Source organism: Mesorhizobium sp. RCAM 06353 (genome assembly GCF_059683585.1).
The window spans coordinates 5,865,497-5,890,159 of the sequence record NZ_CM185031.1; the positions used below are offsets into that span (position 1 = coordinate 5,865,497).

Consider the following 24,663-nt stretch of genomic DNA (forward strand, 5'->3'; position numbering starts at 1 on the left):
TACGGAGAACACTCGTGACCAGATCGTCTCGCCTTCGTCCACTCGCGCTTGCCCTCTTGCTGTCGGCCGCACCCATGGCCACGGCTGCCTTCGCCGCCGATCTGCCGCCCGAAGCCGCCGAACTGATGGTGCCGCTGCCCTTGTCGCCGACCGGCCAGCCGGTGGTCGGCTTTCCCGACGGCGCACCCGCCAGCCCGGCCGCATCATTGACCTTCACCGCCGACGAGCTGGCAAAACTCAAGGCCGGGAATTTCACCGCCGGCATCGCCATGCAGGCCATGGACTCGCCCTGGAACACTTTGCAGGTCGAGGCGCTGAAGAAGACGCTCGATGAATACGGCATCAAGGTCGTGGCGGTCACCGACGCCAAGCAGGCGCCAACCGCCCAGGCCGACCAGCTCGAAGGCATGATCGCGCAGAAGGTCAATCTGATCTTCTCGGTGCCGATCGACCCCAAGGGGCAGGCCGACACCTACAAGCGGGTGTCCGAAAGCGGTGTGAAGATCGTGTTCATGGACAACGTCGCCTACGGCATGGCGCCGGGCAAGGACTATGTCACCGTCGTCGCATCCGACAACGAACAGAACGCGGTGTTCGCCACCGACGAGTTGATCAAGGCAATCGGCGGCAAGGGCGAAGTCGGCCTGATGACCTACATCCAGGAATCCTACTATTCGATCGCCGCCCGCGTTGCCGGCTTCGAGAAATCAGTCGCCGCCCACCCCGGCGTCACCGTGGCGGCACGCGAAAAGTTCACCCAGCCGCGCGAAGCCTACGACAAAGCGGTCGCCATGCTGACAGCGCATCCCGACATCAAGGGCATCTTCGCGGTGTGGGGCGACCCGGCCATGCAGACACTGGCCGGCGCCGAGTCGCTCGGCCGCAACGACCTGGTCGTCACCACCAACGATCTCGGCCCGGACAGCGCACTCTACATTGCCCGCGACCAGATCATCGCCATCGGCGCGCAACTGCCCTACGATCTCGGCATAGCCGAAGCCCAGGCCGGTGCGGCCGCACTGCTGGGCAAGCAGGTGCCGCCTTATATCTCGCTGCCCTCGCTGCGAGTGAAGAAGGCCAATCTGCTGTCGGCCCTCAAGCAGGTGACGAAGCAGGACGTGCCGGACGATATCGTCAAGGCCTGTGCCGGCGCCTGCTACTGACCTGACCCGGGCGGCGGATCGTCCCGCCGCCCATACCGCCGCTTTCGGGAACCGCCATGTCCGCTGCCGACAATCCCCTGCCCGCGCTGGTTTCCATGCGCGGCATCGTCAAGCGGTTCGGCGCCAACACCGTGCTGCGCGCTGTCGATTTCGAAATCCGGGCGGGCGAGGTCCATGCGCTGCTTGGCGAGAACGGCGCCGGCAAATCGACGCTGATGAAGGTGCTGCTTGGCATTCACAGGCCCGACGAAGGCACCATCCTGGTGCGCGGCGAACCGCTGGCCTCGACATCGACGCGCGCGCGCCTTGAGGCTGGCGTGGCGATGATCTTCCAGGAATTGAGCCTGGTGCCGGCGATGAGCGTCGCCGACAATCTGTTTCTCGGCCGCGAACCGGCGCTGTTCGGCGGCCGCATCGACCGCCGCCGCATCCGGCGCGAGGCCGCTGAACTGATCGCAAAACAAGGCTTTGCGCTCGATCCGGACGCTCGCATCGAGGACCTGCCGTTCGCGGCGCGCCAGCAGGTCGAAATCCTCAAGGCATTGTCGCGCGGCGCTTCGGTGATCGTCATGGACGAACCGACCTCCTCGCTCACCGTGCGTGAGGAAGAGGTGTTGCACGCCACCATTGCCCAGTTGCGCGCTGCCGGTATCGGCATCGTCTACATCAGCCATCGCATGTCGGAGATCTTTCGCGTTGCCGACCGGCTGAGCGTGATCAAGGACGGCCAGATCCAGGGGCCGTTCGCCACCGGCCAGATCACCATACCGGAAGTGTCGCGGCTGATGGCGCGCTCCGCCTCCGTCGCGGCGATAAAACCGAAGGCGCGGCGCGAACCGGGCGAAATCGTTCTTGAGGTCGTGGGGCTGAGCACGGCGCGAAAGCTGCGCGATATTGGCCTGACCGTGCGCGCCGGCGAGATCGTCGGCATCGCCGGCCTTGTCGGCAGCGGCCGCTCGACGCTCGCCAAGGCGCTGTTCGGCCTGATCCCCGATGCGCGCGGCGACGTGCGGCTCGGCGGCAACGAGATCGGCGCGCTGGCGACGCCGCCGCGCATCCGCGCCGGCATGGCGCTGGTGCCGGAGGATCGCCGCGCCGAAGGGCTGGTCGCCCAGCACGGCCTGGCCGCCAATGTGGCGCTGCCCAATCTCACCGAACTGACGTCGCGCTGGCCTGGCGTCCTGTCGTGGCGACGCGAGACCGAGATGTTCCTGAGCTTTCGCGACGCGCTGCACATTGCCTGCCGCGAACCGGGCCAGCCGGCATCGGAGCTGTCCGGCGGCAACCAGCAGAAGGTGGTGTTCGCAAAATGGTTCGCCAGCAATCCAAAACTGCTGATCCTCGACGAGCCGACGGCAGGTGTCGACGTCAACGCCAAGGCGGAAATGCGCGCGCTGGTGCTGCAGGCCGCCGAAAAGGGCATGGCGGTGCTGCTGATCACCTCGGAACTCGATGAACTCGCAGGTCTCGCCGACCGGCTGATCTACATGGTCGACGGCCGGCTGGTGACGGGCGAGGCCACAGCGCGCGGCGAGGAAGAAATCCGCACCGTGCTGCAACAACTCGCCATCACTCACGAGGCCGCATGACCAACTCGATCCTTACTTCAAGCCCGGTCCCGGCCGTAGCAGCCGCCAGACGCGCCTTCGGCTGGCAGAAGGCGAAACGCCTGGCGCGCGACCACATCACTTTCATCGTCTTCGGGCTGATCACGCTGTTCTTCATCCTGCATGCGCCCAACTTCGCCTCGCTGGCGACGGCAAACGCCATCGGCCGCATCACGGCGGTAGTGTCGATCATGGCCGTCGGCATGACCATGGTGATCATGTGCCGCGAGATCGACCTGTCGGTGGGCGCTCTGGCCAGCCTTTCGGCCATGGTCGGCGCCATGCTGATGCAGACCGGCATCGCGCCATGGCTGTCGATCCCTGTCATGACGGCCTTCGGGGCGCTGGTCGGGCTGGTCAACGGCCTGATCGTCACCCGGTTGCGCATCCCCTCCTTCCTGGTGACGCTGGGCATGCTCAGCATCCTGTCCGGCACGGCCCTCACGCTGACCGATTCCTTGCCGGTGCCGATCGGCGACCGGACGCTCGGCAAGATCATGGCCAACGGCACGCTGATCGGCCTGCCGGCCGCGGTGTGGTGGACGGTGGTGTTCGCGCTGGCCGGCATCTATGTGCTGCATCTCTCGGTGATCGGCCGGCAGATGGCGGCAACCGGCGGGAATGAAGCGGCGGCACGGTTTTCCGGCATCGACGTCGATCGCGCCAAGGTGGTGGCCTTTGCCATATGCGGCGCCTGCGCCTCGTTCGCGGGCTACATGCTGGCGGCGCGCGCCTCGGCCGGCAACCCAAGCGTCGGCGTCGGGCTCGAGCTCAACGTCATCGCCGCGGTCATCATCGGCGGCACCAGCCTGTTCGGCGGCCGCGGCTCGGTGATCGGCTCGGTTATCGGCGCCATCTTCATCGGCATCCTGGCCTTCGGCCTGGTGGTGATCGGCCTCTCGACGACCATCCAGGAGATCGTCAAGGGCGTCATCATCATCCTCGCCGTCTCGTTGAACCGGAGATAACAGCCATGACCGCGCAAACCGGACTGCCGGTCGAGGGCAAGATGTATATTGGCGGTCGCTGGACATCAGGCCGGGCGACCCGAACGATTGCCGTGCACAGCCCGGCGACGGAAGAACTGGTCGGCTCCGTCCCGGAAGGTGTCGCCGGCGACGCCGAGGACGCGCTGAGAGCGGCCCGCACTGCCCAAACGGCCTGGGCGGCGCTGCCGCCAATCGAGCGCGCCCGGCTGTTGCGCCGGCTTTGCGCCCTGCTCGACCGTGATCGCGAAACCATTGCCCGGCTGATCACGATGGAACAGGGCAAGCCGATCGCCCAGGCACGTGGCGAAGTCGGCGGCGCCATCGGCTTCATCGAATTTGCCGCCGACAATGCCAGGCGCATCGAAGGCGACATCATCCCCTCCGATGCGGCGGGCGAGGAAATCTGGATCCGGCGCGTGCCCTACGGCGTCGTGGTTGGCCTTACCGCCTGGAACTATCCGGTGGCTCTGGCCGGCAGAAAGCTCGGCCCGGCGCTGGCGACCGGCAACACCATCGTGCTCAAATCGCACGAGTTGACGCCGCTTTCCCTGCTCGAGATCGGCCGGCTCTGCGAGGAAGCCGGGATTCCGGCCGGCGTCGTCAACATCGTCAGCGGTCGTGGCCGCGAAGTCGGCGAAGCGCTGGTGCGCAGCCCGCTCTCCGATCTCGTCACCATGACCGGCAGCGTGCGCGCCGGACGCGAGATCTATGCCGCCGCCGCCGAAAGCCTCAAGGTCATTCGCCTGGAACTGGGCGGCAAGGCGCCGTTCATCGTCATGGACGACGCCGATATCGATGCCGCGGTGGATGCCGCGATCATCGCCCGCTTCACCAATTGCGGCCAGATCTGCACCTGCAACGAGCGCATGTATCTGCACGAGGTCATCGCCGACCGGTTCCTCGACAGCTTCGTTGCGCGGGCGGCAGCGCTGCAGAATCGGCAACCCGCTCGACGCGGTCGACCTTGGCCCCAAGATCAGCCGGCCCGAACTCGAAAAGGTCGAAGCCATGGTGGCCGAGGCCGTGCGGGGCGGCGCGGAGCTGCTGACCGGCGGCCATCGACCTGAGGGGGATGGCTTTGCCAAGGGACACTGGTTCGAGCCGACCGTCATGATGGCCCCTTCGAATACGGCGCCAATCATGCAGCAGGAGATTTTTGGGCCGGTCGTGCCGGTCATGCGCGTCGCCGATTTCGACGAAGCGCTGCGCCTGGCCAACGAGTCCGAATTCGGCCTCTCCGCCTATCTGTTCACCGGCAGCCTCAACCGTGTCATGCGCTTCAACAGAGAAAGCGCCTTCGGCGAACTTTATATCAACCGCACCTGCGGCGAGATGGTCCAGGGCTTCCATTCCGGCTTGAAGAACTCAGGCCTCGGCGGCGAGGACGGCAAATACGGCTTCGATGCTTATCTGCGCAAGAAGACTGCTTATGTCGCGGCTTGAGCTGCCGCAGAATATCTGTTGCTCGAATCTCTGTTAGTATCGAGCTCGGCCGCCCGACATATCGAAAACAGCGCCGGTGTTGAACGCACTGGCATCTGAGCAAAGCCACACCACGAGCGCCGCAACCTCGTCCGGATCACCGAGCCGCTTCAGCGGACTTGCCGATATCATCGAGTCGACGGTCTCATTGCCGAGATCCCGGATAAGGCGCGTATCGATCGGACCCGGAGCGATGCAATTGACGCGAATCTCGGTATCGCTGACCTCACGCGACAGTGCCTTGGTAAAAGCGATGACACCGGCGCTGGCCGCGGAATAGGCCGCAAGGCTCGGCAGTCCCTCTTTCCCCGCAAGGGATCCCATGTTGACGATACGACCCTTGCCTGCTCGTCGCATGAGTGGGAGCACCCGATGCGTTACTTCGAACGTGCCAAGGAGGTTGACCTGCAGGATCCGCTGCCATTCCGCCGGTTCGAAATCCTCGAACGGCTTGTAGCTGCCCAGCCACCCCGCATTGTTCACGAGAATGTCGATCCCGCTTCCGCCCATGGTGGCTAGCGCTTGCATGACGCTGTCGCGTTTCGTCACGTCCACTGAAAGAGAACGTGTGCCTTCAAGCTCGACAGGTTCAATATCCCAGATCCAAACGTCCGCTCCACTCAAAGCGAACTTATGAGCGATCGCTCGACCGATACCGCGGGCGCCACCTGTGACGATGGCTGTTTGGCCGGTAAAGTCATACGTCACCGACATCATCACCCTCCATGAAACGCCAGTGCTTTGTCTATTTAGCGCCGCATCGAGAGTGAAGTCGAGGACAACAGATGGACGCCTGGGGTCAGAAGACGGAATTCCGCGTCGGGCAGATTCGACCGCGTTTCGGTGCGTTTTGTTTAGTGCCCGCCGCGCTGCCTGGTGATAACACTGCGCACCGCCAGCACCAGCACCGTAATGATGATCAGGATCACCGACAGCGCGGCGATCGCCGGGTCGATGTTGTCGCGCAGGCCCATCCACATCAGGCGCGGCAGCGTGATGGCGTTGACCGAGGTGATGAACAGGGTGACGCCGATCTCTTCCCAGGACAGGACGAAGGACAGCAAGGCCGCTGTGACAATGCCGAACTTGATGTTGGGCATGATGATGCGGGTGGCGCGCTCCCAGACACTGGCGCCGAGGCCCCGCGCGGCAAGGTCGATGCGGCGGTCGAGCTGGCTGAGCGAGACCAGGATCAGCACCGTGGCGAAGGGCACCGTCATCACGGAATGCGCCATGGCGACGCCGAGCCAGGTGTCGTAGCCGAAGAAGGAACTCATGCCCGATACCGAGGTCAGCAGGAAGTAGAGCGTGATCGCCGAGACCACCGGCGGCACCACCATCGGCAACAGCACGAAGCCAACGAGAGCGGCGGTAAAGCGTGGCTGGAACATCCAGACGCCGAGGCTGAAGCAAAGCGCCAGCACGGTGGAAAAGGCGCTGCTGACGACACCGATGCGGATCGAGAGCAGGATCGAGTCGATCCAGCGCGGATCCTCGATCAATGCCCGGTAATGGCGCAGCGACAGTTCGCCTGATGGCATAGCCAGCATGCGGCTCGGTGTCAGCGACACCGGGATGACGGCAAGCAGCGGCATCAGCAGGAACAGCGCCACCAAAGCGGCGATGACCAGCGAGACGGGTCCGGGGCGATAGGTCGGCATCAGATCAACTGCTTCGGTCTGACATAGCGGAACAGCAGCGCCATCAGCGCGCCGACGAACAGCACCAGCACGACGCTGATCGCCGCGCCCAGACCCCAGTCCGGGCTCTGGAAAATCCTGAGATAGATCAGCTCGGCGATCATCACGCTGCGGCCGCCGCCAAGGATCGCCGGCGTGACGAAGAAGCCGAGCGAGAAGACGAAGACGATCAGCGCCGAGCCGATGATGCCGGAGCGTGTCATCGGCACGAACACCGTCCAGAACGTGCGCATGCGGCTGGAGCCGAGTCCGCGGGCCGCTAGCAGCACGCGGTCGTCGAGGCTGCGCATGGCGGACGCCAGCGGAAAGACGGCGAATGGAATGAGGAAATGCGTCATGCCGACGATGACGCCGAATTCGTTGCGCACCAACGCCAGCGGTTCGGAGATGAAGCCGATCGACTGCAGCCAGGTGTTGATCAAGCCACGATTGGACAACAGCGCCACCCAGCCGAAGGCGCGCGTCAGCACCGAGATCCAGAACGGCACCAGGATGCAGAATTCGGCGATGAGGCGCTGCGCCGGGCTGCCGCGCACCCAAACGACTGTGATGGCATAGGCGGCGGCGACGGACACCACAGTGACGATGGCCGCGATGCGCAGCGTGCGGATGAACACCGACTGCACCAGATCGTCGGTGAGCAATGCCTCGTATTGGCCTAGCCCAGGCGTCGGCAGCGTAAAACTCCACTTGACGACACCGAGGAACGGCCAGGCATAGGCGAGGACAAGAAACAGGAGCAGCGGCGCCATCAACAGCGCCGCGCCCATCCTGTCGGAGAGATATGCTCTCATTTGGACCCGATCATCCCGGCCTTGGTCAGGCCGAGATGATCTTGGTGTATTCGTCGAGCGCGGCGCCATAGTTCTTGGCGTACCAATCCATGTCGAGCGCGATCTGCTTCTTCATGTTCTCCGGATCGACAGGGTTGATGCGCTTCTTGTCTGCAGGGATAAGCGCGTCAGCCGCCGGATTGGCCGGGCCCTGCCCCAGCTTGTCGAACATGACGAGCTGCTTTTGCGGATCCTGGGCGCTGGCGATGAACTTCATCGCCGCGTCCTTGCCGCCCGGGTTGCCCTTGAGCACGGCCAGCGCGCCGGGCGAGATCAGGCCCTGGTCCCAGATGAACTTGATCTTGCCGCCGGAATCCTGCTCGATCAGCGAAGCGCGGGTCGACCAGACGATAGCCATCGAGGCTTCGCCATTGAGCAGCACGCTCTGGCTCTCGGCGCCGCCACCCCAGTAGGCGACGACGTTTTCCTTGAAGGCGGCGATCTTGTCATGTGCCCGCTTGAGATCGAGCGGGTAGAGCGAAGCCGGCGCGATGCCGTCGGCCAAAAGGGCCGCTTCCCAGCTCGACACGCCCCATTTGTAGAGCGAGCGCTTGCCGGGGAACTTCTTCACGTCGAAGAAGTCGGCCATGCCGGTCGGGGCGTCCTTGCCGTATTTCTCGGAATCATAGGCGATGACATAGGAGAAGAAATAGGTCGAAGCGGCAAACTCCCAGCCGAAGCCGGGGCGCATCTTCGTCTTGTCGACGATCTTATAGTCGATCGGCTCCAGCGCGCCCTGGGCGCCGAGCGTGATGGCCGAGAACGGATCGACGTCGACCAGATCCCAGGTCGGCGCGCCGCTCTTGAACTGCGCCGAGATCGCGCCTTCGGTCGGGCCGGAGCCGTCCATCTTGACAGTGATGCCGGTGTCCTTGGTGAAAGCCTGGCCATAGGCCGCATCATAGGCGGTAATGGCATCGCCGCCCCAGTTGACCAGCACCAGTTCCTTGGCCTGCGCAAAGGCACTGGTCGAGCGCAGCAGCATCGGCGTGCCGGCAAGCACAAGGGCCGCGAGTTGCGTGAACTGGCGGCGCGAAATCTCGCCGCGTCTCGTCCTTTCGGACAGCGTTTCGATGGCCTGTTTCTTGGTATCGTTCATGTCAGTTCCCCTTTGTTTTAGTTGATTTCAATCCGGAAAGCCGGTGCGGCAAGTCAGGCCGCGTCGGCGCTCATTGTCCTCCGTCCGGAAGGAGGAAACCTTTTTCCGCCGGCCAGGTCAGCCAGACGGAATTGCCTTTGCTGAGTGCGGCGGCGGCGACTTCGTTCGGCACCGAGACGGTCACCTTGGCGCCTTGCTTCGTGGTCAGGTCGAGCTTGGTCGCCGCCCCCATATAGGTCGAGGCGATGGCGGTCGCGGCAATGCCGTTCTCGCCGACGGCCGCCTCGCGCGCGATCGACATGTGTTCGGGCCGGATCGCCAGGATGGCGTCACCACGGACTTTCTCGGCCTTGCAGTGCATGCTGACCGCGCGGTCCTCGCAGAGCCCGGTCGAGCCATTGTCGGCGGGCTTGACGCCCTTCAACGGCAGCATGTTGATCTCGCCGAGGAACTCGGCGACGAAACGGTTGTCCGGCCGGTCGTAGACCTCGTCCGGCGCGCCGACCTGCAGCAGTTTGCCGTGGTTGAAGATGGCGACGCGCGACGACAGCGCCAGCGCCTCGCTCTGGTCGTGGGTGACGAAGACGAAGGTGGTGCCGGTTTCCTGGTGCAGGCGCTTCATCTCGGCCTGCATCTGGCCGCGCAGGCTCTTGTCCAGCGCCGAAAACGGCTCGTCGAGCAAAAGCACGCCCGGCTCGAACACCAGCGCCCGGGCAAGCGCCACGCGCTGCTGCTGGCCACCAGAAAGCTGCGACGGCAGTTTCTTCTCGTGGCCGATCAAACCGACGCGCTCGATCATCTCACCGACGCGCTTTTTGATGTCGGCGGCCGATTTCTTGCGCACCTTGAGCGGGAAAGCGATATTGGCCTCGACGCTCATATGCGGGAACAGGGCATAGCCCTGGAACACCATGCCGGCGGCGCGCTGTTCGGCCGGGCGGTCGGTGATGTCGGTGCCGTCGCTGAAAAGCTTTCCTTCGCTCGGCTGCACGAAGCCGGCCAGGATCATCAGGAACGTGGTCTTGCCCGAGCCGGAGGGGCCGAGCAGCGTCAGAAATTCGCCGCGGCCGATGTTGAGCGACAGATCGTCCAGCGCACGGAACGAGCCGAAGCTCTTGCCGATCCCGATTGCCTTGATCTCTGCGGCCCGGCCGGGTTGCTGCATCCTGCCTCTTCCTCAGTCTCTGGCGAAATCGTAGGCAGGCCCGCGGCTCACCGCAACCGAATAGTTTTCGCCTGATCGGCAAATTTGATTCACGGGTGCGTGGTGAAAGGCGACAGAGGGGGTCGCCGCGCGTGGAGCGCCAACCTTCATCCGCCGCAGCAGGCCGAGCCCAGTCGAACCGACCCCCTCTGGCCGCTTCGCGGCCATCTCCCCCTCGAGGGGGAGATTAGAGCCGGTTCTCCGAGAGCTTCGCCCTTAGCCAGTCGCTGAAGGCATTGAGCACGGGATGGCTGGCCTTGGCGTGCTCAAAGACCAGGAAATAAGAGCGTGGCGAAGGCACCGAGGCTTCAAACGGCTTCACCAGCCGGCCCTCGCTCAGCGCCCGGCGGCCGGTCAGCTCGTCGCCCATGGCAATCCCCTGCCCGGCGACCGCCGCCGAAAAGACGAGGTTCATGTCGGAAAAGAAGATACCGCCTTCGGTATCGGGATTCTCCACCTTGGACAGCGCCAGCCAGCGCGCCCAGTCCTCGGTGTCGCCGAGATGGAGCAGGTTGGCGCGCAATACGTCGGCGGGTTTGGAAAATCCGCCCACCTTGTTGAGCAGCGTCGGGCTGCAAAGCGGCGTGAAGTGGACTTCGCAAAGCAGTTCCACCGCCCGGTTCGGCCAGTTGCCGACGCCAAAGGCGATGAAGGCATCGGCGTCCGGATTCGAGACGTCGTCGAGCCGGCGCGGCGTCAGCACCGAGAGCGCCACGTCAGGGTACATCTGCTGGAATTCACCGATATGGCTGCACAGAAACATCGAGGCGAAGCCCGGAGGGCAGGAAATGGCGAAGGAACCGCCGACGCCGGCGCCGCTGTTTTGCGTCCCCGCGTCGCCGAGCACGGTCAGCGCCTTCCTGACATCGGCCGCGTAGCGCTGGCCGCGCGGCGTCAGCGCCACCCCTTTACCGATGCGCTGCAGGAGATCGAAGCCGAGATCGCGTTCCAACAGCCGCAACTGGTGGCTCACCGCGCTGCGGGTGAGGTGCAGTTCGTCGGCGGCACGCCAGACGCTGCCATGCCTGGCGAAACTGTCGAGCGCGCGCAGCGCTTGCGTGGATGGAATTCTCAAGAGGTGAACCGAATTTGCACGAACCGGGAAAACATATCACTTTTTGGCGAGCCGCTTCACTGCTTTCTTTGAGGGATGGACAAACCGGTGGCGACATCAGCGCAAGAGACCGCCCTTGCCTGCCTCGACGGCATCCAGCCGCTGCTGTCGGCGTGGACGCGCACCATCTTCGATTTCGGCGAGACCGCCTGGCGCGAATACCAGTCCGCCGCCTGGTATGTGGCGCGGCTGAAGCTTGAGGGCTTTTCCGTCGAGGAAGGGTCCGGCGGCATGCCGACCGCATTTTGCGCCCACTGGACGAATGGCGCCGGGCCGACCATCGGCATGTATGCCGAATATGACGCGGTGCCCGGCAATTGCCAGGACGCGGTGACTGTGAAGCAGCCGCGGCCCGGCCTTGGCATCGAGGCCGGCGGCCACACCGACCCGCATTCGGGGCTCGGCATGGCGAGCCTCGGCGGCCTGCTGGCCACCAAGGCGGCGATGCAGCGGCACGGTATTTCGGGCACGTTGCGCTTCACCGGCGAGCCGGCCGAGAAGGTGCGCGGCTCGAAGCCGATCCATGCGGCAAAAGGCTATTATGACGGCCTTGCCGGCATGATCTCCTTCCATCCCTTCTACATGCTGCCGCTCTGCAACACGGCGCGCTGGGATACGCATTGTGGCGCCGCCTACGCCATGATCTACCGCTTCATCTGCGACGAGCCGCAGAATTGGGCGCGCGCTGCGGGTGACGGCGCACCGATCCCGCAGGCACATTCGGCCGTGCGGGCACCGGGCGCCAACGACGCGCTGATGATGATGTACATGGCCTCCAAGGCGCTGCGCGATTCCATGCTGCCGCATCAGGGCGGCTGGTCGATCAGCGAGGCGATCTTGACGGCCGGCCAGGCGACCGCCGACAATCTGCCGGCGGGGCTGGCCGAGATCCAGTACATGATCCGGGTGCCGACCATCGGCATGGCCGAGCAGGTGACCGCCGTGCTCGACCGCAATGCGGCCGCGGCCGCCACGATGAGCGGGTGCCGATACGAACGCCATTGGGTATCGAAGTCGCGGCCTGGGCTGGCCAATCACGCCATGGCCGAGATTGCCTATGAAGCGCTGTCGACGGTCGGGCCGCCACGCTGGGACGAGACGGCCAGGGCGATCGGGCGCGAAATCCAGGTCAATGCCGGAGCTGCCGCGACCGAAAACCCGTTCATCGATGAGCTGGAGCGACTGATTTCGCCACAGGAGGCCGAGGCCATCCTGCGCCGCGACCTGCCGCCTTCGCAGGTGAATTCGACCTCCGACGACTATACCGACATGAGCTGGCATGCGCCGACGGCACGCTTCTATGTCGCGCGTCCGGCGCTGCGCTCGGCCAATGGCCATGCCTATCCTTCCTGGGTGATGAATGCGCTGGGCGGCATTCCCGCCACCATCGACCCGATGGTCACCTGCGCGGCCAAGACGATCGCGCTGGCGGCGCTGCGGCTGCTCGAGGACAGAACCGCCCACGATGCGGCGATGGACGAGTTCGTCACCCGCACCGGCGGCGGTGTTGACGGTTCGAACTGGATCGCGCCGCTCTGCGACTACGAACCGCCGATCCATTTCCGCTGGCCGGAATATGTCACCACCGCGCGCGGGCGCGACTGGTGGATCCCAAGCAATGCATGACCCGACCAACTCTTGAGAACAAGCCCATGAGGAGAACCGCATGACCGTTCATGATCGCATCGTCGCCGAGCCGTTTTCGCTGCAGCGCCGCAATCCGGCCGGCGGCACCAAGCCGCTCACCGCCTGGGGCTTCGCCAACGAAACCGATGTGTTGACCGACGTGCTGCTTGGATCGCCGAATTTCCTGCGCCATCTGTCGACCAGTTCGCTGTCGCGAAAACATCTGCGCGAGGCGCCCTGCAACGTCCAGATCGCCCAGGCGCAGCACAAGGACCTGGTCGCCGCCTATGAGCATTTCGGCGTCAACATCCACTGGCACGAGCCGACGCCGGAGCTGCCGATGCAGGTCTATTCCCGCGATTCCAGCGTCATGACGCCTTATGGCGCCTTCATCACCGCCATGGCCAACTGGTGGCGGCGCGGCGAGAATTATGCCGCCATCCGCACCTACGAGAAACTCGGCATCCCGATCTACGACATGGTCACCGCCGGCACCTTCGAGGGTGGTGACTTCAACGTCATCGAAGAGGGTGTGGTGCTGATCGGCTGCGGCGGCGCCCGCACGCAGGAAGAAGGTGCCCGCCAGGTCCAGTCCTGGTTCGAGAAGGAGGGCTGGGAGACGCGTCTCGCCTTCATCGACGAATATTACGTCCATATCGACCTGATGGTGGTGCCGATCGCCGAAAAGCTCACCGCCGTCTGCCTCGCCTGCACCGAACCCGGCATCGTCGACTGGCTGAAGGGCAAGGGCCACGAGATCATCGACGTGCCGTTCCAGGACACGATGGCGCTCGGCTGCAACTTCATGTCGCTCGGCAAGGACAGGGTGATCGCGCCGACCTCCAGCCAGACGCTGATCGGCCAGCTCAAGGCACGCGGCTTCGAGGTCGCGGCCGTCGACATGAGCGAGATCTCCAAGACCGGCGGCGGCATCCATTGCATGGCGCAGGCGCTGAAGCGCGAAGCGGCCTGACAGCCCGGGAACGACAAACCGCCCTCGCCCGCCGGATCAAGAATCCGACGGGCGGGCGACCGTGTCACCGGTTGCCTGCTTTTTCATCGACAAACCTTGCGGCTGTGTCCTCGCCGCCCTTGTGAGCGTCCACAAAATGGATGAATAGTCGGAACAGGGCGCTGCCCTGAAATTGCCGGCTTGCGGTTTTCAGGTCACGCCACAGCCGAGCCGGGTTTTTGAATGGTCAGCCCTGAACCGCGCAAGAGAAGAGGTGCGATCGCCTCCCGCCTTCTGGCGGTGGACGCCTGGGTCGATTCCTCGCTCTACGAGATCGGCTTCAAGGCACGGCAGTTCTGGGAAGGCGCAACGATCTTCTCGCGGCGCTTCCGCCTGAAGGGCTGGCGCCGCGTCATCATCGAACTTTTGAGCGAAGGTTTCACGCTCGGCGCCGGCGGCATCGTGGTGATGCTGGCGCTGGCGATACCTGCCTTCCAGGATACGACCGGCGACTGGCGTGCCCAGGGCGACTTCGCCGTCACCTTCCTCGACCGTTACGGCAACGAGATCGGCCAGCGCGGCATCATCCAGCGCGATTCCGTGCCGGTCGACGAGATGCCCGATCACGTCATCAAGGCGGTGCTCGCCACCGAGGATCGGCGTTTCTTCGATCACTACGGCATCGATGTGCTCGGCCTGTCGCGCGCGATCTTCGAGAATGTGCGGGCGAATTCGGTCGTCCAGGGCGGCTCCAGCATCACTCAGCAGCTGGCCAAGAACCTGTTCCTGACCAATGAACGCACCTTCGAGCGCAAGATCAAGGAGGCCTTCCTGTCGCTTTGGCTCGAAGCCAATCTATCGAAGAAGGAAATCCTGCAGCTCTATCTCGACCGCGCCTATATGGGCGGCGGCACGTTCGGCATCGAGGCGGCGGCAGACTTCTATTTCGGCAAGAGCGTCAAGGACCTGAACCTCGCCGAGGCCGCCATGCTGGCCGGCCTGTTCAAGGCGCCGACCAAATACGCCCCCCACATCAACCTGCCGGCAGCGCGTGCCCGCGCCAATGTGGTGCTGTCCAACCTGGTCGATTCCGGTTTCATGACCGAGGGCCGGGTGCTGCAGGCTAGGCTGCATCCGGCCGACGTCGTCGACCGCGGCGAACAGAAAAGCCCGGATTATTACCTCGACTGGGCGTTCGACGAGGTCAAGAAGATCGCCAAGCCCGGTCAGCATTCTCTGGTTGCCCACACCACCTTCGACGCCAACATCCAGAAGGCGGCGGAAGAGTCCGTCGAGTTCCACCTGCGCCAGTTCGGCAAGGAGTACAACGTCACCGAAGGCGCAGTGGTCGTCATCGAGACCAATGGCGCGGTGCGGGCGATCGTCGGCGGCCGCGATTACGGCGCCAGCCAGTTCAACCGCGCCACCAAGGCGCTGCGCCAGACCGGCTCGTCGTTCAAACCCTATGTCTACGCCACGGCGATGGAACACGGTTTCACGCCCAACTCGATCATATCAGGCGGCCCGATCAGTTGGGGCAACTGGTCGCCACACAATTACAGTGGCGAGTCGGCGGGCAATATCACGCTGCTGATGGCGATGGCCAAGTCGATCAACACCGTGCCGGTACGGCTGGCCAAGGACCATCTCGGCATCGGTCCGATCAAGGCGATGGCGGAATCCTTCGGGGTTGAATCGCCGCTCGAGGGACACAAGACCATGGTGCTCGGCACTTCGGGCATGACGGTGATGGACCAGGCGACGGGCTACAGCGTGTTCGCCCAGAACGGCTTCGTCGGTTCCCGGCACGGCATCACCCAGCTCGTCACCCGCACCGGCGACGTGGTGTATGACTGGACCAAGGATGCGCCGCCGCCGCACCGGGTGCTCTCCGAGCAGGCGCTGAAATCGATGAACACCATGCTTGCGGCCGTACCGGTGATAGGCACAGCGCGGCGGGCGCTCATTCCCAACATCGTCGTCGCCGGCAAGACCGGCACGACGCAATCCTATCGCGACGCCTGGTTCGTCGGCTTCACCGGCAACTACACGGCGGCCGTATGGCTGGGCAACGATGATTTCACCCCAACCAAGAACATGACCGGCGGCTCGCTGCCGGCGATGGTGTGGCAGCGCCTGATGGTCTACGCGCACCAGAACATCGACCTGAAGCCGATCCCGGGCATCGACAAGCCGTTCGTCGACGAGGAGATCGCGGCCAAGGCCGCTGAAGCCCAGAAGAAGAGCGAGGACCAAGCTGCTGCCGACGCGGCCGCCGAACGCCCGGCGGTGTTGTCCAGCCGGACCACGCAAACGCTGAGGGACATGACGCAGCTGTTCCAGTCCGCCCCCAAACTCGACGCCTCCACGCCACCCGAAACGCTTTCGGCGCTGTGATTGTGGCGCCTTTCCTTCCCGCCCTTGCGGGAGAAGCGAAAGCCGCACCTAACCACAGCTCTTACCCCCTAATCGGAAGCCTCCGCTTGCCACGAGGCCCTGCGCCGCGATATCCCCGATCGGCACTCCTTCATTCAACCGGCCCTTCATGCTCAAGAATGCCTTCCTGACGCTGCTTTCGCTTGCCATAGCCGTTGGCGGCGGCGGCGCCAGCGTCTGGTATGCGCTGAAGATCCAGGACGGCGTCGGCGCGATCCGCATCGGCCAATGGACCGCCTTCCCCGACATCGGCACGCCGGCCGCCGACCCCTATTCCAAGGCGCGCGTGGCGCGCGAGGGCGTGCTTGCCCTCGGCCGCGCCGAAGGCCTGTCCTTCGTCGCGGAAAATGACGCTGCCGGCGACCAGCTCAAGCGGGAATGCAGCTACAAAATAGAGGGCGGATTTCCGACCGCCCGCTTCTGGACGCTCTATGCCGCCGATCAATCGCTCGGCGTCGTCGAGACCGGCAAGCCGCGACTTGCAGCACTTCAGTCCTACGAGGTGCTGCGCCAGGCCGACAATTCAGTGATCGTCTCGGTCGGCCATCACCCGATGCAAGGCAACTGGCTTCTGACCGATGGTTCCGGACGGATGTATTTCGTCCTGACCTTCTATGACACGCCTATCGCCAGCAGCACCGGCCTGTCGGACGTTTCGCTGCCCAGGATCGTGAAGGCCGGCTGCGATGCGTAATCTCCTGGCCGCGCTGCGCCGCCTATTCCACGCCGTCCTGCTCGGCCTCGTCGGCGCCGGCATCGTGCACATCGTGGTGCTGCTCCTGGTGCCGGAGTTTTCGGAGCGCGACGCCTGGTCGCGACTGTCGATGGCGTCGGATCTCTACAGGATGAACCGGCTCGATGCCGAGGCAGGCGGCGCGCCGGTGGTGAAATCGGTCGACCCGCTGTTCTACGCCACGGCCTGCCGGTTCGACCTCGAGGAAGGCATGGTCCGGATCAAGGCGCCGGGGAATGTCCCCTTCTGGTCGGTATCGGTCTATGACCGCAACGGCCACAACATCTATTCCTTCAACGACCATACGGCGACCGGTGGCAAGCTGGACGCCGTGGTGCTGACGCCGGCGCAGATGATCGACGTGCGCAAGGACCTGCCCGAGGATCTGCAGGGGGCGATCTTCGTCGAAGCGCCGATCGACGAAGGCATCTTCGTCATCCGCAGTTTCGTCCCGGACGATAGCTGGAAGCCGATCGTGTCGCGCTTTCTCGATCAGAGTTCCTGCGAGCTGCAGGATTTCTAGACCAGATCAAGGCCTGATATCCGCACCAGGAAAGCCGGCAGCGGATGCAGCCTGGTGCGCGGGTCGCCGCCTAGTGAAGACTCAGTGGTGCGGCATCGGCGTCCGTGGCGATCCCGGCTTGTCGGGCCCGGCAGGCCGCGCTTCGCCGGTACTGGACCGCTCATAGCGGATGCCGGGAAAGATGATCACCGCCGCCGGTATTTCGGTGGTTTGCTTGGCTCGATTGGTCGGTGCCGCACGCGGCACGAAAGACAGTACCATGCCCATGATTCGCGCATTCCTCTCGGTTTCCCCGGAGCACAACGCAACGCCTCCAAAAATCATTAAGGCCGGCAGAGGGTTAACGGAGCGCTAACGGATCGCCGCTAACTTGATCTTTGTTCTTGATAGTCGCGAAACCGACATGGTCCCGGTTGAGCATGATCAAGGCTGTGTATCGAGTATCGGGTATCCTTCGTGTCATCTTCGGACTTCAGGCAAATCGCGATACGGACGGAATCGGGCAAGGCCGAAAGGCTGTTCCGCGCCGCGGTGTCGGCGTTCTGTTCGCTGACCCGGCCGTCCCGCCGTGAGATCGGCCAGCTTGAAGACCTGACGCTGCCGCTGTTCGACGATGTGTCCGTCGAATCGCGGCGCTACGTGGCAGCCGCGCTTTCCGAATGCGAATATGCCCCCGCGGCGCTCGTGCGCCGCCTGTGCGAAGAACCGGTCGACATTGCCGCGCCGCTGCTGATCCGCTCACGCGCCGTCAGCGATATCGACCTGATCGCGCTGATCGGCCGGCACGGCCTGCCGCATGCGCGCGCCATTGCGCGCCGCAAGGACCTGAACCCGACCATCGCCGATCTGATCAGGGCGCTCGAACGGCCGACACTGGTGCGGGTGCGGGAACCGGAGGCGCAAGCCGCCGTGGTGCCAGCTGCAGCAGCCGCAAATGCTGAACCGGTCGAGGACAGCGCGACAAGCCAACAGTCCCCCGGCACTGCCGCCGAGAATGCGCGGCGCAGGCTGCGTTCCATGATGCGCACCGGCGACGAAGCTCTGGCGGCCAAGGTCGATGCGTTCCCCGGCTCGGATACCTATGTCAAACTGCGCGAGACGGCGCTGACGGGAAACGCCGCCTTCTTCCAGACCGCGCTGGCGGACGCCCTCGACATTGATTTCTCGACCGCGCGCGCGCTGACCGCCAACCAGAACTATGCCTCACTGCTGGCGGCGCTGCGCTCGCTCGACTTCAGCGAAGACAGGGCCTTCCTGATCACGGTCGCCATCTATCCCAGCCTGTTTCCGCATCCGCAGGCCATCCGCACCTACCTCGACCGCTACCGTCTGCTGCATCGCGATGTGGCGCTGGACAGGGTGCGGGGGTGGAAAGCCGAGACGTTGTCCAGGATGGTTCGTGACGCTTCACCCGCAAACAGCGACAGCCGCATGGCCTCGAACAGCGACGAAGCCGCCCCCAGCCTCAGGGCGTCTTCACGGAAATAAGCTCCTCGACGGGAACGGTCCCGGCCTCGATCTCGACCACCCAGATGTCGGGATCGAATTTCTTTTCCCTTTCAAGACGGGCATCGAGCACGGCTGGATCATCGCCGGCGGCGAGAAGGCTGAAGAAGCGGTCGTCGGGCTTGGCCGAATCATAGCTTGTCTGTGGCGCCGGCCCGTAGAGGGCGATTTCGCCCAGCCTGTCCCGCGCCAGCACGAAAACAGCACCGGCCTCGGTCGCGCCGCGATTGACCACGGCGGCAAATCCGCCGGCGCCGAAAACCCGGCGCACCAGGGCCGAGACCCAGAAATCCGATGTGACGCGCATGAGAGAACTCCGGAAGCGTGCGGGCTATGTATCGCCGTTTCCGCCGCTCGGCGAGCCGTCATTTCCGGGTTAGTTGGTCAGGCCGATCTCACGCATCTTGACGTAGACGATCTCGTCGGGCTCGCCGGTCTGCGGCAGCCCGAACAGCGACTGGAATTCCTTGATCGCCGCCTTGGTGCGCGCGCCGACGACACCATCCAGCTGCATATCGTCATTGCCGAACGCCTTGAGCCCGGCTTGGATCTTGACGATGCGGGGATCGGGTCCCTGGGTCGGGGCCGCATCCGCCTGCCCTGAATTCGTTTGCCCAGAATTTGTCTGCAACGACACCGGCACGGCGGCCGGCGCCACGTCGGGACGAGGCTGTGGTTTGGGCACGGCAGCGGTCTTAGGCGTTGCGCCAAGCTGGTCCAGCAGCAGCGCGTCGATCTCGCCGGAGGCGTTGAGCCCGACCTTCTGCTGATAGGCCTGTATGGCCTTGCGCGTGTTGGGGCCGGAAATGCCGTCGACCGTGCCGGGATAGAAGTCGAGGTCCTTCAATATGCCTTGCACCTGCTCGACCACCGGATCGCCTTTGACCGGCGCCGGCGCAGCATTGGGTCGTTCGATGTTGAATGTCGTCTCCGGTTCGTCGGCCGCGGCGTGCGGAAAAGCCTGGATGCTGCGGGTGGCGAAGAACGCCCCGGCATGCGGGAAGGGCTGATACCACAGCGCATTCGCGGAGACATAGAACAGCGTCACCAAAAATGCCGTCGATCCACCCACCAGTACGGGATTGCGCGAAATCATCCCGCCGACGGCGATGGCGCCGTCCTGAAAGGCGTTGCTGCGGCGTTTGACCGCCTTAGGCTGTTTTGCGGAGCGAGCCATTTCTGTCCCCTTTCGCCCTCGTCACCGGCATCGTCAGCACCCCTGCCTGGTTCGCCGGGCGCCCCTTCGGCCCGTTGACCGGCAGGCTGATGGTCACCGTGGTGCCCTCGCCCGGCATGCTTTCGATCGACATGGTGCCTTCGTGCAGCGCCACCAGCCCCTTCACCAGAGACAGGCCAAGGCCGGTCCCCTCGAAACGGCGCGTATAGTCGTTCTGGATCTGCATGAAGGGCTTGCCGAGATTGGCGAAATCCTCCTCGGCAATGCCGATGCCGGTATCCCTGACCCAGAAATGCAGGCGCGAGCCGATCCGCTTGGCGCCGACGACGACATCGCCGCCGTCAGGCGTGAACTTGATCGCATTGGAGACCAGGTTGATGAGGATCTGCTGCACAGCGCGGCGATCAGCATTGATGTCGCCGGCGTCGGGAGCGATCTGCGTCTGCAGGTCGATGTTCTTGGCCTGCGCCTGCAGGCTCATCATCGACTGGCACATGTCGACGGCTTCCATGAACCGGAACGGCTCCGGTTCCGCCGCGTAGGCGCCGGATTCGATCCGCGACACGTCGAGTATGGATGTCACGACGGCCAGCAGATGCTGACCCGAATCCCGCACCAGACCGACATATTCCTTCTGGCGCGGATCCTTGAAGGCGCCGAACATCTCGTGCAGCAGCATGTCCGAGAAGCCGATGATGGCGTTCAACGGCGTGCGCAGTTCATGGCTCACCACGGCCAGGAACCGGCCCTTGGCCACCTCCGCGGCGGCTGCCGCTTCAGTGGCCTGCGCGAGTTCCTCACGCAGCCGGGCCGTTTCGTCATTCTCGCGCAGGATGAGCGTGAAGACGTCGTCCTGTTCCTGGGCGCGCAGCAGTTCGAGCAGGAACGGCCGATAATTGTCAGCTATCAAGCGATTGTCATTCTGGCGACTGTCATTCTGGCCGTTGCCGTTCTGGGGCAGCCTGATGCGCAATTCGAGGCGGCGCGAGGCAGCACCATCGCGCATGTCGGCCAGGGCGCTGAGATAGGAGACACGGTCCGACAGGTGGACGCGGTCGAAGAGGCCGGTTCCGGAAAGCAGTTCCGGCGGCAATTTCAAAAGCGTGCGCGCCTTGGCCGAGGCATCGAGCACCTCACCATGGCGGGCGACGCGCAAGACCACCGCGTCGATGATGTCTTCCAGCCGGTCACCGCTATCCAGCGTATCAGCCACACCGGCACTATCGCGAAACGCCGACAGGCGCGGGATCAGCGTCAGCGCCCAGGCCAGCGGCATCAGCCAATGCCAGGCGGCGATCTGCGCGCCTGCGAAGGGCAAGAAAGTCGCAGCCAGAGGCTGAAGGGCAATGGCGGCAATCGCCGAGACCGCTCCCCACAGGGCCGCACGCCGCGAAGCGCCGATCCACCAGGCTTCGAACGGCATCGCCACGGCAAGCATGGCGACAGGAGAACTCAACCCGCCGGCCGCGGCGATCAGACCGCCGAGAGCAACAGCCGCCATCGCCAGGGCGATCGGTGCCGCCGTGGCCATCCTGCCGGTCGCCGCCACCAGCAGGGCGATAAACCAGCACAGACCGAAGGCCGCGAAGATGGCGGCCATGGTCACCGCGGCACCCATGCCTGACGTAACCAGCGTGACCGCGGCACCGGCAGCAAAGAATGGCGCCGCCAGCATGACGCCGATGAAGCGGCGCTGGCGCTCGCGCCCGCTCTGCCCGAGAATAGAGGGATGGACCATACGTTCGCAACCGGCGGCAATCGCGCCAGGCAATTCAGCGTATTTGGCCTTGATCGGCATCAACTCAACGCACTCGCACTCGTCGTCAACAGCTCTGCTTTTGCAGATTGTTTTGATTGGCTCTGAAACTCTCATCCAGCGTTTAAGGAATGGATAAGGCAGGGCCGACCAAAGCCCGGCCTGTGGCAAATATCGGGATGCTTGCCGCCGAAAACCCGTGCAAATGCCGCCATAGTAAATGGAGGGTTATCCGAGAACGCCTGCCGTCAGCGGACCATGGGCGCGGCGAAAAGTGGCTTAATCTAGAGAAAATGCAATGGAACCAATCAGATAAATGGTTATCACGGCGTAACCAAAATTGTCCCGATATGAAACAAATCCATGGCAAAACGCTTCGTTTCGAATTTGCCTAAAATTTGAGGAAAATTCTCGGCGAACCTGCAAGCCGTCCTTCGTGCCTGTGTGGCAACATCCTGCCCATAAAAGAGGTCATGCCATATGATGCATGATCCGGTCACGACGAGAGGCGAGGCATGTTCTTCCTGATAAGAATGGCTTTCTGGTTTTCACTGGTACTGCTGGCGCTGCCGCTGAGCGTCGGTTCAAACGAGCCGGGGCAGGACAGCGTCGGGCCGATCCAGGCCCTGTTCGCGGCCCGTGACGCGGTGGGCGACATCGCCGGCATCTGCGAGCGCAAGCCAGATGTCTGTGAAACCGGCAAGTCGGCGATGCACACCATCACCGCGCGCGCCAAGGAGACCGCCAAGATCGCGGCCGCCATGCTGGACGACAAGTCCGCCGGCCCCGACACCTCGACAATGACGGGCAGCGTGCCGCAAGAGATTGTCCTGCCCGAGACCGTCAACCTGCCGATAAAGAATTAAGCCGTCTCGACGGCGCACCGCGGGCCGTCTGCCCTCTCGACGCCCGCGGTGTCCTTGTTTTTTCCGTGACGCGGCACCGCTGCATGACTATATCCGGGTCATGACGACGACGATCCAGACGATCCGCGACGATTTTTCGTTCCTCGACGAATGGGAAGACCGCTACCGCTATGTGATCGAACTGGGCGAGGCGCTGCCGCCCTTTCCCGACGAGGAGCGCAATGCAGCCAACAAGGTGCCGGGCTGCGTCAGCCAGGTCTGGCTGACCACCGAACGGGGTCCGGGCAGCGATCCGGTCATTATCTTCACGGGCGATTCGGACGCCCATATCGTGCGCGGGCTGGTGGCGATCATGCTGGTGCTGTTTTCCGGAAGGACCGCCAGCGAGATCCAGAAAACCGATGCGGACGCGACGCTGAAAGAACTCGGCCTGGACGAGCACCTGTCGCCGCAGCGCGCCAACGGTCTTCGCTCGATGGTCAAGCGCATCAAGCGCGATGCCGAGATGGCGCTCGCGCAGACCGCCTGACTTCGGCCGGCACGGTCCCGTCACGTCGCCAAAATCAAACGGCGCCCGAAGGCGCCGTTGATGTCGGTTCGGCCTGACAGAGCAGGCGGTTACCGCGCCTTGCGCTTGCGGCCAAGGCCCATCTTCTTGGCGAGCTGCGAGCGGGCTGCCGCATAGTTCGGTGCAACCATCGGATAGCTCGGGTCGAGATTCCACTTTTCGCGATACTGGTCCGGCGTCAGATCATAGTGGGTCATCAGGTGACGCTTGAGCGACTTGAACTTCTTGCCGTCTTCAAGACAGACAATGTAGTCGTCATGAACCGAGCGCTTCGGGTTGACAGCCGGCTTCTGCTTGTCGGCAGGGGGCTGTTCGGCGGTTCCGCCCACACGCCCGAGAGCGGCATGGACATCTGATATGAGGTTCGGCAGTTCGCTGACCGGCACGGGATTGTTGCTGACATAAGCGGCCACCACATCGGCGGTCAACTCGATCAGCGCGTCAGCGTTTCTGGAAGGTGTTTCGACAATATCCATGGTCTTCAGGCCCCAACAAGAGTTACGTCGATCTGCGCCCTTTTTTACAGGCAGGGCATTGCGCGAATTTTGAGCAGGTAGAGTTGCTACGATTCGCGTCGCGGGCACATCAATGCGACCATAGAGCAAGTAAGTCAATTCGCTCTTTGCATTATATTTGGGAATGTTGATCAACTATTCGGCAATCAGCTTCAAACTTTCGTGCATCATGTAATTTTTCGATATTTCGCCCGCCAAACCGGGAACGCCTGACGTTACGTCAGCTGATCGTTACATTCGCGATAACTCACAAAGCAGATTTCAATGCTCTGGTTTGCTTTGCCATCGAGGCGACAATCTTGGTTGTTCACATCTGTCCACAAAACCTCAGGTTGCCGCTCATCTTTTTCGCAGGCAACCAGGCGACATGCCGTCGCAGGACAATCGCAGGGGGGATCAATACGGGGCGATGTACTTGCCGTAGGCCCAGCCGGTGACGAAGGCCCCGTTCTTGGCCGGGTCGTGCCAGACCTCGCACCAGCGATAGCGAACCGTCTGCTGTTGCTTCCATGCTGGTTGATTGGCGATATCGAGGAGGTTTATGCCACCGGTGCAGCGTCCGGTCATCTGCAGGACGGTGCCGTTCGGGTATGCGGCCTGCTTCTGCGATGTGCCGGACGGATACTTACGCACATTGAGCGTGTCGCCGAACGGCACATTGGCCACTTGCCAAGCCGCGAATACGGTCGCATGAGACTGGCCGGCAAAGACCAGAGTTAGCGAAGCAACGGCGAAGGCTGCGGCAATCCGAGATCGAACAGTCATCATCTTTCCTCCCGGCCCATCTCATCGAACCGACATCACCTCTAGGCTG

At 63.7% G+C, this 24,663-nt stretch carries 25 protein-coding genes; 13 read left to right on the forward strand and 12 right to left on the reverse strand.

Annotation, left to right across the window (positions count from 1 at the left end):
* Window positions 1–14: 14 nt before the first annotated feature.
* The 5 genes from AC56QX_RS28575 to AC56QX_RS28595 are packed head-to-tail and all read left to right on the forward strand — an operon-like array spanning window position 15 to window position 5,202.
* Entirely contained in the window at window positions 15–1,163 is a 1,149-nt protein-coding gene (locus AC56QX_RS28575) for a substrate-binding domain-containing protein (RefSeq protein WP_497111821.1), read from the forward strand.
* 56 nt (window positions 1,164–1,219) lie between these two features.
* Window positions 1,220–2,752, forward strand: a complete 1,533-nt coding sequence (locus tag AC56QX_RS28580) for a sugar ABC transporter ATP-binding protein (protein ID WP_497111822.1) — start codon at window positions 1,220–1,222, stop codon at window positions 2,750–2,752.
* Entirely contained in the window at window positions 2,749–3,738 is a 990-nt protein-coding gene (locus tag AC56QX_RS28585; protein WP_497111823.1) for an ABC transporter permease, read from the forward strand. The genes AC56QX_RS28580 and AC56QX_RS28585 overlap by 4 nt, the downstream gene beginning before the upstream one ends.
* A gap of 5 nt (window positions 3,739–3,743) precedes the next feature.
* The gene (locus tag AC56QX_RS28590; RefSeq protein WP_497111824.1) at window positions 3,744–4,826 is read left to right on the forward strand and encodes an aldehyde dehydrogenase family protein; all 1,083 of its coding nucleotides are present in this window, start codon (window positions 3,744–3,746) and stop codon (window positions 4,824–4,826) included.
* A complete protein-coding gene (locus AC56QX_RS28595) occupies window positions 4,735–5,202 on the forward strand; it encodes an aldehyde dehydrogenase family protein (RefSeq protein ID WP_497117936.1) in 468 nt (155 codons plus the stop codon). Before AC56QX_RS28590 ends, AC56QX_RS28595 begins: the two co-directional genes overlap by 92 nt.
* Window positions 5,203–5,235: 33 nt before the next feature.
* Here the strand turns inward: AC56QX_RS28595 and AC56QX_RS28600 are convergent, their stop codons facing one another.
* From AC56QX_RS28600 to AC56QX_RS28625, 6 genes are all read right to left on the reverse strand, one after another.
* Entirely contained in the window at window positions 5,236–5,955 is a 720-nt protein-coding gene (locus AC56QX_RS28600; protein ID WP_497111826.1) for an SDR family NAD(P)-dependent oxidoreductase, read from the reverse strand.
* Between the two features lie 140 nt (window positions 5,956–6,095).
* A complete protein-coding gene (locus AC56QX_RS28605; RefSeq protein WP_497111828.1) occupies window positions 6,096–6,902 on the reverse strand; it encodes an ABC transporter permease in 807 nt (268 codons plus the stop codon).
* Complete coding sequence (locus tag AC56QX_RS28610; protein WP_497111829.1) at window positions 6,902–7,735, reverse strand: ABC transporter permease; 834 nt, start codon at window positions 7,733–7,735, stop codon at window positions 6,902–6,904. Before AC56QX_RS28610 ends, AC56QX_RS28605 begins: the two co-directional genes overlap by 1 nt.
* Window positions 7,736–7,760: 25 nt before the next feature.
* A complete protein-coding gene (locus AC56QX_RS28615) occupies window positions 7,761–8,873 on the reverse strand; it encodes an ABC transporter substrate-binding protein (protein ID WP_497111830.1) in 1,113 nt (370 codons plus the stop codon).
* A gap of 70 nt (window positions 8,874–8,943) precedes the next feature.
* On the reverse strand, window positions 8,944–10,038 hold the full coding sequence (locus AC56QX_RS28620) for an ABC transporter ATP-binding protein (RefSeq protein ID WP_497111832.1): 1,095 nt from the start codon (window positions 10,036–10,038) through the stop codon (window positions 8,944–8,946).
* A gap of 226 nt (window positions 10,039–10,264) precedes the next feature.
* On the reverse strand, window positions 10,265–11,152 hold the full coding sequence (locus AC56QX_RS28625) for a LysR substrate-binding domain-containing protein (protein WP_497111833.1): 888 nt from the start codon (window positions 11,150–11,152) through the stop codon (window positions 10,265–10,267).
* Between the two features lie 75 nt (window positions 11,153–11,227).
* On the opposite strand from AC56QX_RS28625, the gene AC56QX_RS28630 reads away from it, so the two are divergent.
* From AC56QX_RS28630 to AC56QX_RS28650, 5 genes are all read left to right on the forward strand, one after another.
* Window positions 11,228–12,817, forward strand: a complete 1,590-nt coding sequence (locus AC56QX_RS28630; RefSeq protein WP_497111834.1) for a zinc-binding metallopeptidase family protein — start codon at window positions 11,228–11,230, stop codon at window positions 12,815–12,817.
* 40 nt (window positions 12,818–12,857) lie between these two features.
* Window positions 12,858–13,790: a dimethylarginine dimethylaminohydrolase family protein gene (locus AC56QX_RS28635; protein ID WP_497111836.1), complete on the forward strand. Its 933-nt coding sequence runs from the start codon at window positions 12,858–12,860 to the stop codon at window positions 13,788–13,790.
* Window positions 13,791–14,012: 222 nt separating this feature from the next.
* The gene (locus tag AC56QX_RS28640) at window positions 14,013–16,166 is read left to right on the forward strand and encodes a transglycosylase domain-containing protein (RefSeq protein ID WP_497111837.1); all 2,154 of its coding nucleotides are present in this window, start codon (window positions 14,013–14,015) and stop codon (window positions 16,164–16,166) included.
* 148 nt (window positions 16,167–16,314) lie between these two features.
* On the forward strand, window positions 16,315–16,899 hold the full coding sequence (locus AC56QX_RS28645; RefSeq protein WP_497111838.1) for a DUF1214 domain-containing protein: 585 nt from the start codon (window positions 16,315–16,317) through the stop codon (window positions 16,897–16,899).
* Complete coding sequence (locus tag AC56QX_RS28650; protein ID WP_497111840.1) at window positions 16,892–17,461, forward strand: DUF1254 domain-containing protein; 570 nt, start codon at window positions 16,892–16,894, stop codon at window positions 17,459–17,461. Before AC56QX_RS28645 ends, AC56QX_RS28650 begins: the two co-directional genes overlap by 8 nt.
* 81 nt (window positions 17,462–17,542) lie before the next feature.
* Here the strand turns inward: AC56QX_RS28650 and AC56QX_RS28655 are convergent, their stop codons facing one another.
* Complete coding sequence (locus AC56QX_RS28655; protein ID WP_497111841.1) at window positions 17,543–17,728, reverse strand: hypothetical protein; 186 nt, start codon at window positions 17,726–17,728, stop codon at window positions 17,543–17,545.
* A gap of 189 nt (window positions 17,729–17,917) precedes the next feature.
* On the opposite strand from AC56QX_RS28655, the gene AC56QX_RS28660 reads away from it, so the two are divergent.
* Window positions 17,918–18,949, forward strand: coding sequence for a hypothetical protein (locus AC56QX_RS28660; RefSeq protein WP_497111843.1), 1,032 nt, complete (start codon window positions 17,918–17,920; stop codon window positions 18,947–18,949).
* Here the strand turns inward: AC56QX_RS28660 and AC56QX_RS28665 are convergent.
* The 3 genes from AC56QX_RS28665 to AC56QX_RS28675 all read right to left on the reverse strand — a co-directional run bounded on the left by AC56QX_RS28665 (window position 18,927) and on the right by AC56QX_RS28675 (window position 21,882).
* A complete protein-coding gene (locus AC56QX_RS28665) occupies window positions 18,927–19,274 on the reverse strand; it encodes a DUF1491 family protein (RefSeq protein WP_497111845.1) in 348 nt (115 codons plus the stop codon). The genes AC56QX_RS28660 and AC56QX_RS28665 overlap by 23 nt on opposite strands.
* Window positions 19,275–19,343: 69 nt before the next feature.
* Entirely contained in the window at window positions 19,344–20,144 is an 801-nt protein-coding gene (locus AC56QX_RS28670) for a peptidoglycan-binding domain-containing protein (RefSeq protein WP_497111847.1), read from the reverse strand.
* Window positions 20,119–21,882 (reverse strand): sensor histidine kinase, encoded by a 1,764-nt coding sequence (locus AC56QX_RS28675; RefSeq protein ID WP_497117938.1) that lies wholly within the window; start codon window positions 21,880–21,882, stop codon window positions 20,119–20,121. The genes AC56QX_RS28670 and AC56QX_RS28675 overlap by 26 nt, the downstream gene beginning before the upstream one ends.
* 533 nt (window positions 21,883–22,415) lie before the next feature.
* Here AC56QX_RS28675 and AC56QX_RS28680 point away from each other — a divergent pair.
* A complete protein-coding gene (locus tag AC56QX_RS28680) occupies window positions 22,416–22,766 on the forward strand; it encodes a DUF5330 domain-containing protein (RefSeq protein ID WP_497111849.1) in 351 nt (116 codons plus the stop codon).
* A gap of 100 nt (window positions 22,767–22,866) precedes the next feature.
* Complete coding sequence (locus AC56QX_RS28685; RefSeq protein ID WP_497111851.1) at window positions 22,867–23,295, forward strand: SufE family protein; 429 nt, start codon at window positions 22,867–22,869, stop codon at window positions 23,293–23,295.
* Window positions 23,296–23,384: 89 nt separating this feature from the next.
* Here AC56QX_RS28685 and AC56QX_RS28690 read toward each other — a convergent pair whose 3' ends face one another.
* Together AC56QX_RS28690 and AC56QX_RS28695 are read right to left on the reverse strand one after the other, a co-directional pair.
* Window positions 23,385–23,810, reverse strand: coding sequence for a Ros/MucR family transcriptional regulator (locus tag AC56QX_RS28690; RefSeq protein WP_497117940.1), 426 nt, complete (start codon window positions 23,808–23,810; stop codon window positions 23,385–23,387).
* Window positions 23,811–24,245: 435 nt separating this feature from the next.
* Window positions 24,246–24,614 (reverse strand): SH3 domain-containing protein, encoded by a 369-nt coding sequence (locus tag AC56QX_RS28695; RefSeq protein ID WP_497117942.1) that lies wholly within the window; start codon window positions 24,612–24,614, stop codon window positions 24,246–24,248.
* Window positions 24,615–24,663 lie beyond the last annotated feature (49 nt).

Coding starts and splice junctions, on each gene's coding strand:
- AC56QX_RS28690 (WP_497117940.1), bottom strand. CDS start 23,810: ATGGATATTGTCGAAACACCTTCCAGAAACGCTGACGCGCTGATCGAG.
- AC56QX_RS28580 (WP_497111822.1), top strand. CDS start 1,220: ATGTCCGCTGCCGACAATCCCCTGCCCGCGCTGGTTTCCATGCGCGGC.
- AC56QX_RS28590 (WP_497111824.1), top strand. CDS start 3,744: ATGACCGCGCAAACCGGACTGCCGGTCGAGGGCAAGATGTATATTGGC.
- AC56QX_RS28675 (WP_497117938.1), bottom strand. CDS start 21,882: ATGGTCCATCCCTCTATTCTCGGGCAGAGCGGGCGCGAGCGCCAGCGC.
- AC56QX_RS28680 (WP_497111849.1), top strand. CDS start 22,416: ATGTTCTTCCTGATAAGAATGGCTTTCTGGTTTTCACTGGTACTGCTG.
- AC56QX_RS28695 (WP_497117942.1), bottom strand. CDS start 24,614: ATGACTGTTCGATCTCGGATTGCCGCAGCCTTCGCCGTTGCTTCGCTA.
- AC56QX_RS28685 (WP_497111851.1), top strand. CDS start 22,867: ATGACGACGACGATCCAGACGATCCGCGACGATTTTTCGTTCCTCGAC.
- AC56QX_RS28615 (WP_497111830.1), bottom strand. CDS start 8,873: ATGAACGATACCAAGAAACAGGCCATCGAAACGCTGTCCGAAAGGACG.
- AC56QX_RS28670 (WP_497111847.1), bottom strand. CDS start 20,144: ATGGCTCGCTCCGCAAAACAGCCTAAGGCGGTCAAACGCCGCAGCAAC.
- AC56QX_RS28620 (WP_497111832.1), bottom strand. CDS start 10,038: ATGCAGCAACCCGGCCGGGCCGCAGAGATCAAGGCAATCGGGATCGGC.
- AC56QX_RS28585 (WP_497111823.1), top strand. CDS start 2,749: ATGACCAACTCGATCCTTACTTCAAGCCCGGTCCCGGCCGTAGCAGCC.
- AC56QX_RS28665 (WP_497111845.1), bottom strand. CDS start 19,274: ATGCGCGTCACATCGGATTTCTGGGTCTCGGCCCTGGTGCGCCGGGTT.
- AC56QX_RS28640 (WP_497111837.1), top strand. CDS start 14,013: ATGGTCAGCCCTGAACCGCGCAAGAGAAGAGGTGCGATCGCCTCCCGC.
- AC56QX_RS28635 (WP_497111836.1), top strand. CDS start 12,858: ATGACCGTTCATGATCGCATCGTCGCCGAGCCGTTTTCGCTGCAGCGC.
- AC56QX_RS28605 (WP_497111828.1), bottom strand. CDS start 6,902: ATGCCGACCTATCGCCCCGGACCCGTCTCGCTGGTCATCGCCGCTTTG.
- AC56QX_RS28600 (WP_497111826.1), bottom strand. CDS start 5,955: ATGTCGGTGACGTATGACTTTACCGGCCAAACAGCCATCGTCACAGGT.
- AC56QX_RS28650 (WP_497111840.1), top strand. CDS start 16,892: ATGCGTAATCTCCTGGCCGCGCTGCGCCGCCTATTCCACGCCGTCCTG.
- AC56QX_RS28655 (WP_497111841.1), bottom strand. CDS start 17,728: ATGGGCATGGTACTGTCTTTCGTGCCGCGTGCGGCACCGACCAATCGA.
- AC56QX_RS28630 (WP_497111834.1), top strand. CDS start 11,228: ATGGACAAACCGGTGGCGACATCAGCGCAAGAGACCGCCCTTGCCTGC.
- AC56QX_RS28610 (WP_497111829.1), bottom strand. CDS start 7,735: ATGAGAGCATATCTCTCCGACAGGATGGGCGCGGCGCTGTTGATGGCG.
- AC56QX_RS28645 (WP_497111838.1), top strand. CDS start 16,315: ATGCTCAAGAATGCCTTCCTGACGCTGCTTTCGCTTGCCATAGCCGTT.